Origin of the sequence: Kribbella sp. NPDC004536, from assembly GCF_042873835.1 — a bacterium.
GTDB lineage: Bacteria > Actinomycetota > Actinomycetes > Propionibacteriales > Kribbellaceae > Kribbella.
On record NZ_JBIALY010000001.1, the window covers coordinates 2,947,215 to 2,959,312 of the forward strand.

Annotated in this window: 13 protein-coding genes; 6 read left to right on the forward strand and 7 right to left on the reverse strand. The window is 69.4% G+C overall.

Annotated features, from left to right (window positions below):
* Positions 1 to 129 precede the first annotated feature (129 nt).
* On the forward strand, positions 130 to 669 hold the full coding sequence (locus tag ACFYRU_RS14580; RefSeq protein WP_387657771.1) for a CGNR zinc finger domain-containing protein: 540 nt from the start codon (positions 130 to 132) through the stop codon (positions 667 to 669).
* Here the strand turns inward: ACFYRU_RS14580 and ACFYRU_RS14585 are convergent.
* The 3 genes from ACFYRU_RS14585 to ACFYRU_RS14595 all read right to left on the reverse strand — a co-directional run bounded on the left by ACFYRU_RS14585 (position 610) and on the right by ACFYRU_RS14595 (position 3,288).
* A complete protein-coding gene (locus ACFYRU_RS14585; RefSeq protein WP_387657773.1) occupies positions 610 to 1,272 on the reverse strand; it encodes a GNAT family N-acetyltransferase in 663 nt (220 codons plus the stop codon). The genes ACFYRU_RS14580 and ACFYRU_RS14585 overlap by 60 nt on opposite strands.
* 36 nt (positions 1,273 to 1,308) lie before the next feature.
* On the reverse strand, positions 1,309 to 2,454 hold the full coding sequence (locus ACFYRU_RS14590; RefSeq protein ID WP_387657776.1) for an ROK family protein: 1,146 nt from the start codon (positions 2,452 to 2,454) through the stop codon (positions 1,309 to 1,311).
* A gap of 147 nt (positions 2,455 to 2,601) precedes the next feature.
* On the reverse strand, positions 2,602 to 3,288 hold the full coding sequence (locus ACFYRU_RS14595; RefSeq protein ID WP_387657779.1) for a GAF and ANTAR domain-containing protein: 687 nt from the start codon (positions 3,286 to 3,288) through the stop codon (positions 2,602 to 2,604).
* A 108-nt stretch (positions 3,289 to 3,396) separates the two neighbouring features.
* Between ACFYRU_RS14595 and nhaA the strand changes: the two genes are divergently transcribed.
* From nhaA to ACFYRU_RS14610, 3 genes are all read left to right on the forward strand, one after another.
* Complete coding sequence (gene nhaA / locus ACFYRU_RS14600; RefSeq protein WP_387657782.1) at positions 3,397 to 5,277, forward strand: Na+/H+ antiporter NhaA; 1,881 nt, start codon at positions 3,397 to 3,399, stop codon at positions 5,275 to 5,277.
* 65 nt (positions 5,278 to 5,342) lie between these two features.
* On the forward strand, positions 5,343 to 5,780 hold the full coding sequence (locus ACFYRU_RS14605) for a rhodanese-like domain-containing protein (RefSeq protein WP_387657785.1): 438 nt from the start codon (positions 5,343 to 5,345) through the stop codon (positions 5,778 to 5,780).
* 104 nt (positions 5,781 to 5,884) lie between these two features.
* Entirely contained in the window at positions 5,885 to 6,727 is an 843-nt protein-coding gene (locus tag ACFYRU_RS14610) for an SAM-dependent methyltransferase (protein ID WP_387657788.1), read from the forward strand.
* Here ACFYRU_RS14610 and ACFYRU_RS14615 read toward each other — a convergent pair.
* From ACFYRU_RS14615 to ACFYRU_RS14625, 3 genes are read right to left on the reverse strand one after another with little or no spacing between them, the layout of a single operon-like run.
* Positions 6,724 to 7,224: a tetratricopeptide repeat protein gene (locus tag ACFYRU_RS14615; protein WP_387657789.1), complete on the reverse strand. Its 501-nt coding sequence runs from the start codon at positions 7,222 to 7,224 to the stop codon at positions 6,724 to 6,726. The two genes, ACFYRU_RS14610 and ACFYRU_RS14615, sit on opposite strands and share 4 nt — an antisense overlap.
* Positions 7,225 to 7,231: 7 nt before the next feature.
* Complete coding sequence (locus ACFYRU_RS14620; RefSeq protein ID WP_387657792.1) at positions 7,232 to 7,585, reverse strand: DUF1622 domain-containing protein; 354 nt, start codon at positions 7,583 to 7,585, stop codon at positions 7,232 to 7,234.
* A 16-nt stretch (positions 7,586 to 7,601) separates the two neighbouring features.
* A complete protein-coding gene (locus ACFYRU_RS14625) occupies positions 7,602 to 8,885 on the reverse strand; it encodes an FAD-binding oxidoreductase (protein ID WP_387657794.1) in 1,284 nt (427 codons plus the stop codon).
* 81 nt (positions 8,886 to 8,966) lie between these two features.
* Between ACFYRU_RS14625 and ACFYRU_RS14630 the strand changes: the two genes are divergently transcribed.
* Both ACFYRU_RS14630 and ACFYRU_RS14635 read left to right on the forward strand, forming a co-directional pair.
* Complete coding sequence (locus tag ACFYRU_RS14630; protein WP_387657797.1) at positions 8,967 to 10,358, forward strand: PLP-dependent aminotransferase family protein; 1,392 nt, start codon at positions 8,967 to 8,969, stop codon at positions 10,356 to 10,358.
* A gap of 52 nt (positions 10,359 to 10,410) precedes the next feature.
* Complete coding sequence (locus ACFYRU_RS14635; RefSeq protein WP_387657799.1) at positions 10,411 to 11,154, forward strand: GNAT family N-acetyltransferase; 744 nt, start codon at positions 10,411 to 10,413, stop codon at positions 11,152 to 11,154.
* Here the strand turns inward: ACFYRU_RS14635 and ACFYRU_RS14640 are convergent.
* On the reverse strand, positions 11,144 to 12,049 hold the full coding sequence (locus ACFYRU_RS14640; protein ID WP_387657801.1) for an MBL fold metallo-hydrolase: 906 nt from the start codon (positions 12,047 to 12,049) through the stop codon (positions 11,144 to 11,146). The two genes, ACFYRU_RS14635 and ACFYRU_RS14640, sit on opposite strands and share 11 nt — an antisense overlap.
* Between the last annotated feature and the right edge of the window lie 49 nt (positions 12,050 to 12,098).

Consider the following 12,098-nt stretch of genomic DNA (forward strand, 5'->3'; position numbering starts at 1 on the left):
GGCAACGATTCGGATCATCGGAGCGCGGACGGATGTCTGCCCGCGCCGACTACGACCCTGGTATGACGCTGCTCATCCCGGTGAATGAATTGGCCCGGTCCGCCGAACTTTTCGCCGATACTGGATCCTGTGGAAGCCACGGACCATCTCAGGGACTCGCTGACGGCGGCGATTGCGCTGGCGAACACCTTCGGCGCACCCATGCGCCGAGGCCGCCCGGCGACCGCGCCGTCGGTCGAGGCGGTGGAAGACGTCCTCCGGCTGACCACCAAGCGAGTCCCGCAGGTGGATCCGGCTGCCTACGAGACCGGCGCCAAGATCTTGTACGAAGCGCTGACCGCCCTGCCCGACGTCGACCGCGCCGCCACGCTCGTCAACGAACTGCTGTCGAAGACCAACGCGGCGCCACGGCTGACCCGCACCGCAGGCGAGCCGTGGCACTTGCACTTCGGGCCCCCCGACGAGGCGAACGGCTGGCTCGCCGAGTTCGCCACCGCCGTCGCGACGCTGCTCGGCAGCGACGAACTCGAACGGGTCCGCCGCTGCGAGGCCGTACGCTGCGACGAACTCTTCCTCGACTCGACCCGGAACCGCACGCAGCGGTTCTGCTCAACGGCCTGTCAGAACCGGACCAAGGTCGCCGCCCACCGGGCCAAGGCGAACACCTGACGCGGTCACCATCGTCGCCTCGGCCGCCCAGCCGAGCTTCGTGTAGAGGTGGAAGCCGTCGGCCGTCGCCATCAACAGCCCGGTCTGCGCGCCGCGCGCGACCGCACGCTCGGCCAGCGCGCCCATCACCACGCTCCCCAGCCCGCGCCGCCGATGCTCCGGGTCGGTCTGGATGTCGTGCATCACCGCGCCCGACCCGACGACGGCCATCATCCCGTGAGCCGCGACCGCGCCATCCGGAGCCAGCAGGCGCACGTACTCCAAAGGCCCGTCGCTCGAGCGGACGAGCTGATAGGTGCTGACCCGCCGCGGATGACGGCGCAGGTCGATCGACATCAGAGTCTTGTGCTCCTCGAACGGCCTGGCCCCCGCCGCCAGAAGTTGCGCGGCCACCTTCTCGCCGGCCTGCGTCGTCACGGTCAACCAGGTGTCGCTAGGCAACTGCGAGGCCAGCCGAGCCACCGTCGCCGGGTCGTCCGTACGGGTGAACAGTTCACGCTCGCGCCCCGGGAGTCGCAGCACGGCGGCGTACGCGTCGTCGTACTCGATCACCGGTTCCAGGCCGCGGCACAGCCGCCAGCCCTCCAGCCATCGCCTCATCATGACCGTAAGTGTAACTGACTATCGCGAAATAGGCAGTTACTCAATCCCGAGCACGAAGGTCTGGATCGCCACCACCGCCGCGCCCCGGGCCCACTCGCTGAAGTCCGCGGGCTGCTGCACCATCGGCAGCTCGGCCGCCGACGGATGCCGGTCGGCGTGCAGACCGGCCAGCAGGTCCTCGCGCGCGACCTCGGCGAGCCGGACGCCCTCGCCGCCGAGGACGACCAGCTCCGGCATGGTGAAGTTCGCCGCGGCCGCGATCAGCTTGCCGAGCGCGCGACCGGCGCGGCCGACGATCTCGCGCGCGGCGGGGTCACCCTTCGCCGCGAGGTCGAGCGCTTCGTCGTACCCAACTGTCCGGCCCAGCGCCGTACCCACCTGGCTCGTGATGGCGCCGACCGTCAACAGGCTGAGGGCGCAGCCGCGGTGCCCGCGCTCGCACGGCGGTCCGTCCGGCAGCAGCAGGTAGTGCCCGATGAGGCCGAGCTGAACGTCGGGGCTCTCGACGACCTTGTTGTGGACGACCAGCCCGTAGCCCACGCCGGCGCCGACCGTGACCAGGATGAAGCGATCCGAGTTCCGCCCGGCGCCGAACCAGTGCGTGGCCTCGGTCAGTGAGGTGAGGTCGTTCGCCAGCACGATCGGGACGTTGGTGCGCGCGGCCAGGATCTCCCCGAACGGTACGTCGATCCAGTTCAGGTACGGGCCCCAGCGGACCTCGGACCGGTTCGCGACCCGGCCGCCGATCGAGACGCCGAGCCCGGTGAGCGCCCGGCCACCCGGTACCTGCACCTGCAGCTCGTCCACGACCTCGAGGACGAGCTCGGCGACCGCTGACGGCGTCGCGTCGGTGATCGGGCGCTCGACGGTGGCGAGCACGTCCGCGCGCAGCGTCGTCAGTACGCCGATCGCCGAGTCGCCGGTGAGCTTGACGCCGACGAAGTGGTGCGCGTTCGCGTCCAGGTCCAGCGGCTGCGAGGGCCGGCCGACGCGCGCGTCGGTGGGACCGCCCTCGACCTCGACGAGCAGGCCGGACACGACCATCGGCTTGGTCAACCGGGTCAGGCTGCCCGGCGAGAGGCCGACCCGGCGGGACAGCTCGGCACGCGACAGCGGCCCGTCCAGCAGGATCTCCAGCGCCACCTGCCGCGAGGGCCCCGCCAACGGCCGCCACTCACCCATTGCGCCAGCGTAGCCGTGCCAGATTTGAGACGCCGGGACGTGACCCGGTCCGCGGTACTGGCCGCACAAGTCCCGGCGTCAGGCTCACCTCGCAGTATGCAACGGTTTGCCGCCGGTGGGATGCGGACAACGGTGTCAGGTTCGGGTTCAGTGCGGGAGTTTGCGCGTATCGATGAGCTGCTGCGCAACGTCGCGCAGTTTGGTGTTGGTGTCCTGCGAGTACCGCTTGAGGATCGCGAACGCCCGGTCGCCGTCCACGTCGAAGCGCTCCATCAGGATCCCCATCGCCTGCCCGACCAGTTTCCGCGCGTCGACCGCCTGCGCCATCGTCTCCTCGTGCCGCGCCGACGCCACCGCGACGGACGCGTGCTGCGCGAGGATGTGCGCGATCGCCTCGTCGTCGGCCGTGAACGCGTCCGGCTCGTCGCTGTACAGCCCGAGGACGCCGACCGGATGGCGAGGTGCGTCACCGGTTGCCAGCGGTACGTCCAGAACGCTCCGGATGCCCGAGGCAGCGAGGTCCGGCCAGCGCTCGTCGGTGCTGGTGTCGCGGATCAGGACCGTACTGCGTTCACGCAGCGCGGTGATCAGCGGACCGCTCTCCGCGGCGATCTGCAGTTCGTAGTACCGCGTCACGACCGGATCGGTCACGGCGGCGATCTCGGCCTGCGAACCGCGGGTGTAGAGCGCGACGCCGGCGTGCGTACAGCTCAACGCCTGCTGCGCGAACTGCACCACCGCCTCGATCGTCTCCTCCACCCCCGGCGCATCGTGCAGCTCGATCGCCAGCCGGGCGAAGGTGTCCGCCGAGTTGGCGAGATCGGGCTCAGTCACTGGAATCTCCAGGGCATGGACTGCAGTAGGGCACGCACATCATGCAGCCCGGACACCCGAAGGTGTTAGCCGCCCCGGGAAACTGTTCGCTCCGTTTAGAGTGTGCGTATGGCGGACGTGGCTGGTCTGTTGGGTGGGCGGACTGACTGGCGGAGAGAGTTCGCCGCGCCGTTGCGGGCGTTCCTGCGGACCGAGGCGGGAAGCTCGGGGGTTCTGGCGGCGGGGATCGTGGTGGCGTTGGTATGGGCCAACGTCGCGCCGGGCACGTACGACGCGTTCTGGCGGACCGACCTGTCGATCGCGGTGGGGCACCGGGAGCTGGGGCTGGACCTGCGGGACTGGATCAACAGCGGGCTGATGACGCTGTTCTTCCTGGTGGTGGGGCTGGAGGCCCGGCGGGAGTTCGACCTGGGGGATCTGCGCGAGCGGTCACGGTTCGTGTTGCCGATGCTGGCCGGGATCACCGGGATGGTGGCGCCGGTCCTGATCTACCTGGCGTTCAACGCGGGCCGCGACGGCGCGCACGGCTGGGGTGTCGCGATGTCGACGGACACCGCGCTCGCGCTCGGGCTGCTGGCGCTGGTCGGGCGCGGCGTACCGGATCGGGTGCGGGTGTTCCTGCTGACCGTGTTCGTGGTCGACGATCTGCTCGCGCTCGTCGTCATCGCGGTCGTGTACAGCGAGGACGTCAAGCTGATGCCGCTGGTCCTGGCGATCGTCGCGTTCGCGATCGTGCTGACGCTGGCGGTGCTGAAGGTTCGCAAGCCCTGGGTGTACGTCGTACTCGGCGTACTCATGTGGGCGGCCCTCCTGAAGAGCGGCGTCGACCCCGTGGTCGCCGGGTTGGCGATCGGCCTGACCGCCCCGGCGTACTCGCCCGGACGGGAGGAACTCGAGGAGGCGACCGGCCTGTTCCGGCTGTTCCGTGAGCAGCCGACGCCGGAGCTGGCGCGCTCCGCGACCGTCGGCCTGACCACGACGATCTCGCCGAACGAGCGCCTGCAGTACCTGTACCACCCGTGGACCAGCTACCTGATCGTCCCGCTGTTCGGGCTCGCGAACGCCGGTGTCACGATCGACGCGAACTTCCTCGGGGCCGCGTTCAGGTCGCCGATCACGCTCGGCATCCTGCTCGGGTACGTCGTCGGCAAACCGGTCGCGGTGACGACCGTGTCCTGGCTGCTCGAACGGGTCACCGGCGGCCGGATCCGCCCGGGCGTCGGCTGGGCCGCCGTCCTCGGCAGCGGCACGATCGCCGGCATCGGCTTCACCGTGTCGTTGCTGATCGCAACCATCGCGTTCGACGGGCCGCAGCTGGCCGAGGCCAAGGTCGGACTGCTGTCCGCGGTGGTCGTCGCGTCCGCGCTGACCTGGGTGGTGTTCCGCGCCGCCAAGCTGCTGTCCCCGCCGAAGAAGGCGCTCGCGCTGCTCGGCGACGCGGAGCAGCTGCAGGATCTGACCGACCCGGTCGACCCGGAGCGGGACCACATCCGCGGGCCGGAGCACGCGTCGGTGACGCTGGTCGAGTACGGCGACTTCGAGTGCCCGTACTGCGGGCGCGCGGAGCCGATCGTCCGCGACGTCCTGCAGGACGACGACCTGCGCTTCGTCTGGCGGCACCTGCCGCTGTCCGACGTACACCCGCGGGCCCAGATCGCGGCGGAGGTGGCGGAGGCGGCCGCCGCGCAGGGCGCGTTCTGGGAGATGCACGACCTGCTGCTCGCGAACCAGGAGAACCTGCAGCCGAAGGACCTGATCGGGTACGCGGAACAGCTCGGCCTGGACGCCGATCGGCTGCACGACGACGTGAAGCGGCACGTGGCCGCGGCCCGGGTCGCGCAGGACGTCGAGTCGGCGGACACCAGCGGCGTGTCCGGTACGCCGACGTTCTTCGTCAACGGCCAGCGGCACTACGGGGCGTACGACGTGGAGACGCTCAAGCAGGCGATCAAGGTGGCCCGGGCGCGAGCCAAGATCACCCGTGGCTGAATCTTGATGTAGTAGGGCATTTCTGCCACTGTTGTCGTCCGGCGGAATCTTTCAGGCTTGGCGTCATGACCAAGCAGATCGATCAGGCCGCCGTCGCGCATTTCGCCGGTCGGCTGGCCTACGAGACGGATGTGTCCGATGTCGCCGCGGACGTCGGGGCCGGGGTGCAGGGGTGGGTGCTGATCGACAGCCGTAGCCAGGAGAGCTGGGACCAGGGGCATGTGCCGGGTGCCGTCCACCTCCCGACGCGGGAGATCGCGGCCCGGGCGGCTAGCGTCGTACCGGCCGACGTCGCGGTCGTGACGTACTGCTGGGGGCCTGGCTGCAACGGGGCGACGCGGGCCGCGCTCGAGTTCGCGAAGCTCGGGTACCCGGTGAAGGAGATGATCGGCGGGTACGAGTACTGGGTCCGCGAAGGGCTGCCGGTCGAGACCGCGGACGGGATCGAGCGGCGCGAATCCGACCCGCTGACGGCGCCGCGCGGGATCGCGTGCGCGTGCTGAGAACCCCTTGCGTGTCGAGGTTTTACATGCTTTGAACACGCCGTGGTGAAACGCTGACTCTCTGTGCGTTAGGCTCGTAGTAGCCCTGATGCGAGGAGATGAGCGTGACCGATCAGCCGATGTACGAGAGTGGGCTGATCGCGCACGGCATCGACACCACCAGGCCGAGCGTGGCGCGGGTCTACGACTACTTCCTGGGCGGCAAGGACAACTACGAGTCCGACCGCGAGCTGTACCGGCAGATCATGAAGATCGCGCCGGAGGCCCCGGAGTGGGCGCGGGCGAACCGGCGCTGGCTCAAGGAGGTCGTCACCTGGCTCGCCGAGGAGCGCGGTGTCCGGCGTTTCATCGACGCCGGCTCGGGCCTGCCGACCGCGGAGAACACCCACCAGATCGCCCAGCGGGCGCACCGGGACTGCTCGGTGGTGTACGTCGACAACGACCCGTCGGTGGTCGCCCACGGGCGGGCGCTGCTGCTCGACAACGACCGGACGCAGTTCGTCGCGGCCGACCTGACCAAGCCGGACGAGGTGCTGGCGGACCAGACGATCGCCGACCTGCTGTCGCCGGGCGAGCCGGTCGCGCTGGTGATGGCGCTGATGCTGCACCACATCGCGGACTACGACGAGACGCTGCGGATCGCCCAGCAGTACGTCGACGCGCTGCCGCCGGGGTCGTACCTGGCGATCACGCACGCGTGCAACCCGGGCGACGGCGGCGCGGTCGACGTCCTGGTGACCGAGCTGATGGAGAAGGTCAAGCACGCGTTCCCGACGCTGGCGTTCCGGTCGGTCGCGCAGATCTCGTCGCTGTTCGGTGAGATGGAGATCCTCGACCCCGGCGTCGTCCGGCTGGTCGACTGGCACATTCCGGGCGGCCGGGTCGACGAGGAGCCGGAGCCGGGCGTCCGCGACGCCATCTACGGCGGCGTCGCCCGCAAGGCCTAAAGGTTGGCCAGGTAGTCCGCGTTGCCTCGGATCGCCGCTTCGTAGCGCTTGATGTCTGCGGTGTCGACCTTGTCCGCGATCACCAGCAGCAGCGTGGCGAGAGCCTTGTCCTGGTGGCCGGCCGCGTGCAGCGTGAGCGCCTTGAACACGCGCAGCGAGTCCGATTCCGGGTACTCCGCGCAGGCCTGCTTGAAGATCGCCAGCGACTCGTCGAAGCGGTCGAGGTTCCGCAGCGTGCTGCCGTACTGCAGGAGGCACTTCCGCCGCGTCTCCCCGCTCAGCCCCGGCAGGGCGCGCTCGTAGTACCCGACGGCGGTCTCCTCCTGCCCGGCGGTGTCGTACGACCCGCCGACCTCGTACAGCACGTACGGGTTGTCCGGATGCTCGGCCAGCAGCTTCTCGAAGAACGCGATCGTCGGCCCCATGTTCGCCCGATCCCGCCGCGCGAACCCATCCTCGATCGCCGCAGCCAACTCCGGCGTCAACTCAGTAGTCACATACCCATCATGCCGCGTCCCGGCGGCGCGCCTGCCACGGCCACGACCCGGAGATCTCGACTTCGAGCGCGAAACTGAGCACTGTCCGGATCACCACGATCAGCCCGAGCACCAGCACGCTCTGGACCGAGGTCTCGACGATGATCGTCCGGATGATGTCCCCGACGATCAGGATCTCCAGGCCGAGCAGGATCACCCGGCCGAGGTTCACCCGCAGCTGCTGGTAGCTGCCGGGGGTCTTCCGGAGCAGCACGTCGTAGCAGTACCGCACCAGGACGACCGCGAGGCCGATCGCCATGATGACGACGCCGGCGCCCTCGATCGTCCGGGCGACGTCCGCGAAGACCCGCTCGAAATCCACTCCCCAGGGGTACCAGTCAGGCAGCGGACTCGGTGGAGGGCTCGCCGGGCTTGATGTTCTGGTTGAGGTGGAAGACGTTGTGGGGGTCGTACGTTGTTTTCAGGGCGACGAGGCGTTCGAGCTTCGCCGGTGGGAAGGCTCGTTGGATGGGGTCCTCGTTGAGGGTGTTGACGTAGGCGCCGTTCGCGTACGGGGCCAGCGTCGCGGCGTACTCGCGCAGCATCCCGATCCGGGTCTCGTCCTCGGACGGGTCCTCCCAACGGGTCGCGGTGACGAACTCGAAGAGCGTGTCGCGGTGGCTGAAAGCCGCGTCGCCGTCCGGTACTTCGGCGATCGCGCCGCCGTACGCCTGCAGGCTCGCGCCGACACCCGGGTTGGCCAGCAGCGCCCGCAGCGCCTCGTCCGGCAGCGACTTGAAGTAGTGCCCCTTCCAGTACCGCCGGTACCGGTGGCCCTGCACGTTGTCGTCCCGGGTCTGCAGCTCCAGATACGTCGTCTCCTCGACGAGTTCGTCGGTGACCGGCCCGAGCGCGCGGAACGCCGGCAGCAGCTCGTCACCGCCCGGTCCGACCCACACGTACCCGACCGTCACCGAATCGGCGGCAATGCTCGCCGTGAACGTCGCCTCCCGCGGCGCCTGCGCGTTCAGCTCCCGCCAACCCCGCAGGACCTCGAAACCGGCCGACGCCGGGTACGTGAACTCCACGATCAGCGCCCGCGTGCCGACCTCGTGCAGCTGGAACTCGAACGACGTGACGATCCCGAAGTTCCCGCCGCCGCCCCGCAGCCCCCAGAACAGCTCGGTGTTCTCCGCCGCGCTCGCGGTCACGACGGAGCCGTCCGCGGTCACCACCTCGTACGAGATCACGTTGTCGCAGGCCAGTCCGAACCGGCGCGCCAGCCACCCCATCCCGCCGCCGAGCGTCAGCCCGCCGACGCCGGTGTGCGAGACGTTCCCGGCCGTGGTCGCCAGCCCGTACTCCTGCGCCACCTTGTCCAGCTCGCCCAGCAGCGCCCCGCCCTGCACCCATGCCCGCTGCTGCTCGGGGTCGACGTGGACCGCGTTCATCGGGGTCAGGTCGATCATCAGTCCACCGTCCGGTACGGCGAGTCCGGCGATGTTGTGCCCGCCGCAACGGACCGCGATCTCCAGCTCGTGCGCCCGGCCGTACCGGACCGCTTCGGCAACCTCCGCCGTGGTCGAGCAGCGCGCGACCACCGCCGGCCGCCGGTCGATCATCGCGTTCCAGACGGTTCGTGCCTCGTCGTAGCCGGCGTCACCCGCAGTCAGGTAGGTCATCGCTCTCACTCTCCAATCGGTTTCTGCTGATAACCCTGACAGCGCGCCGGTCCGCCGATAAGGTCCAGTTCTGTGAGCCGAATGAGGACCAGTTCCGGAGCCGGCGAACTCCTGGTCGAGCTCCAGCGGGACAACGGTGTGCCGCTGCACCAGCAGCTCGAGAGCGCGATCCGGACCCGGATCCGGGGCGGTCTGCTGCGCGCCGACACCGTGATGCCGTCGACCCGGGCGCTCGCGCAGGACCTCGGCCTGTCCCGCGGCGTGGTCGTCGAGGCGTACCAGCAGCTCGTCGCCGAGGGGTACCTGATCAGCCGGGGCGGTGGCTACACCCAGGTCGCGGACATCGCCGTGGTCTCGCCGTCGCCGGCCAGACCGCCGGAGGCCGGGCCGCCGCGGATCGACTTCCGGTACAGCCGGCCGGACGTGTCGCGGTTCCCGCGCGCCGCGTGGCTCCGATCGGTACGCCGCGTGCTGAACGAGACGCCGTACCGCAGCCTCGCCTACATCGACGGACGCGGGACGATCGAGCTGCGTACGGCGCTGTCCGACTACCTGAACCGGGTGCGCGGAACGGCGGCGCGGCCGGAGAACATGCTGATCTGCAACGGGTTCGCGCAGGGGTCCCGGCTGTTGCTGCAGGTACTGGCCGCGTCGGGGCGTCGCCGGCTGGCCGTCGAGGATCCGTCTGACAACGATCTGCGGGAGGTTGCGGAGGCGGTCGGATTAGAGGTGGTCGGCGTACCGGTGCTGGAGACCGGTATCGACGTCGTCGCGCTGGAACGGTCGGGCGCGGACGTCGTACTCGTGACCGCCGCGCACCAGTTCCCGACCGGAGCGGTGGCGTCGGCGGAGACCCGGGCCGCGCTGGTGGCGTGGGGCGGGCTGGTGATCGAGGACGACTACGACGCGGAGTACCGGTACGACCGGGAGCCGATCGGTGCGCTGCAGGGGCTGGCACCGGACCGGGTCGCGTACGCCGGGACCGCCTCGAAGACGCTGGCGCCCGGTCTGCGGCTGGGGTGGCTGATCCTGCCGTCGGCGCTGGTCGAGCCCATGACCCAGGCGAAGCTGATGGACGATCGCGGGTCGCCGGTGTTCGACCAGTTGGCGTTCGCGGACTTCGTCGCACGCGGTGAGTTCGACCGGCATCTGCGCCGGATGCGGCCGCGGTACCGGGAGCTGCGGGACACGCTGGTCGAACGGCTGGCGGCGCGGCTGCCGGAGCTGGAGCCGGTCGGGGTGTCGGCCGGGTTGCACGTGATGGCGTACCTGCCGCCGGACGTGTCCGAGGAGGCGTTGCGGGCGGCGGCGCTGGCACGCGGGCTCGGGGTGTACGGGCTGCAGCCGTACTGGGTCGGCGGCGACGGGCCGGCCGGGCTGGTCTTCGGGTACGGGTCACTCAGTCGCAAAGAAGTTGTCGAGGGCATCGAACTGCTCGCGGAGGCGGTTGCGGCCGTCCGCTCGGGATCGTGAATAATTATCCAATTGATTGCAATTCGATCCGGCTGGTTCTACGCTTGATCGAGTGATCGCCGCAGCTCGCATCGACTCCCTGATGAACCAAGGCTGGCCCGCCGCGCACAGCACCGAACTGGACGGCTGGTTGGTCCGACGCAACGCCGGGGTCACGCTGCGAGCCAACTCGGTGCTGCCCAAGAGCACGCCGTTCGACCTCGGCAAAGCCTTGGAATACGTGGAGAATCTGTATGCCGCGCACGACATCGCGACGTCCTTCCAGGTCGGTCCGGCGGCTCAGCCCAGTGACCTCGACGACCGGCTCGCGGCGCGCGGGTACGAGCTCCGCAACCCGACGCTGGTGATGGGCGCCGAGGTCTCCGACGTGCTGGCTCAGCTCGGAGAACCGACGGTGCCGGTGAATATATCCGCGGCGCCGGACAACGCCTGGATGGATTTCTGGTGGGCCGTCGACGGTCGCGGCGGATCCGCGGCGCAGGCCGCCGCCCGGCAGATCCTGAACCGGGCACGGGCACTGTACGCCGTGATCCCGTCCGGCGAACCGGTCAAGGCGATCGGCCGGCTCGCCCTGGTCAACGACTGGGCGGGCTTGTACTGCCTCGCCGTCGACCCACAGCACCGCCGCCAAGGACTCGCCCAGGCGGTCATCCACGGTTTGTTGCACAAGGCAATCACCTTGGGCGTCGACCGCGTCTGGCTACAGGTCGTCGAGAGCAACGCACCGGCCCGAGCCCTCTACGAACGCCTCGGCTTCCACACCGTCTCGCGCTACCACTACCGCGTCAGAGCGTGAGCTTCTGCAGGTGGTCGAGGACGGCGAACTCGGCGTCTGCTTTCTGTGCGGACGTGCGTAGTGGGGTGAGGTCGGTCCAGGGGATACCGGGGTCGTCGAGGGGTTTGTCGAAGTCGTCCCAGTGGGTCGCGATCACCTTGCGGACCGGCTTGATCGTGCGCAGCAGGCGGTCGGTGATGCCGGGTTCGCCGCCGGGGGCCGCGAGTACGACGTCCACCTGGAGGTCGCGGAGCGCGTTCGGGTCGAAGTTCGCCGTACTCAGGCTGAGGATCCGCAGGCCGCCGATCGTGATCACGTACGCCAGCGTGCCGCCCTCGACCAGGTCCTCGATCACGCGTGGGCGCGGCGGGACGTCGTACCGGTAGCCCGGGTACGCGTACGTGTGCCGCTTGCCGCCGCAGGAGTGCAGCGACGGGAACACCTCGATCGTGAAGCCGTCGAACGGGAGGTACTCGCCGCCGCGGACCGGTGAGACCAGGTCGTTCGGCGTCTTCATCGCGCGCAGCAGGTTCGCGTGCGTCTCGGTGCAGAGCACGGTCGCCTGGGTCTTCTTCGCGACGTACGGTACGTCGGTCATGTGGTCGTAGTGCCCGTGGTGAACCAGGATCGCATCCGCGCTGGTCAGGTGCTTGTCGATAACTTCAGGCTTGATCACAAGTTTGGTCTTCGGATCGGCACCCTCCGGAGTGAACGTCCCCGTCTTGAACCGGGTCAGCCACGGATCCGTCAGCACGACATTCTTCCCACACCGAATCTGCCACGCATGCGTCCCGAACCAGGTCAACTCCACCGGCTCGCGCCCGACCTCAGCTGTTGCCTGTCCTTCTAGACCGATCACACCTGCTGCGCCAACGGCTGCCGCGCCGGTCAGCATGCCTCTTCGACTCACCTTCACGCTGTCTCCTCTGCTCGTCCTGTCACCTCAGTCAAGGCGAGCGCCGAGG

Bases quoted from the DNA above. Each gene is read 5' to 3' on its own strand.
- ACFYRU_RS14605 (WP_387657785.1), top strand. From the start codon at position 5,343: ATGACCAAGCAGATCGATCAGGCCGCCGTCGCGCATTTCGCCGGTCGG.
- ACFYRU_RS14585 (WP_387657773.1), bottom strand. From the start codon at position 1,272: ATGATGAGGCGATGGCTGGAGGGCTGGCGGCTGTGCCGCGGCCTGGAA.
- ACFYRU_RS14590 (WP_387657776.1), bottom strand. From the start codon at position 2,454: ATGGGTGAGTGGCGGCCGTTGGCGGGGCCCTCGCGGCAGGTGGCGCTG.
- nhaA (WP_387657782.1), top strand. From the start codon at position 3,397: ATGGCGGACGTGGCTGGTCTGTTGGGTGGGCGGACTGACTGGCGGAGA.
- ACFYRU_RS14625 (WP_387657794.1), bottom strand. From the start codon at position 8,885: ATGACCTACCTGACTGCGGGTGACGCCGGCTACGACGAGGCACGAACC.
- ACFYRU_RS14630 (WP_387657797.1), top strand. From the start codon at position 8,967: ATGAGGACCAGTTCCGGAGCCGGCGAACTCCTGGTCGAGCTCCAGCGG.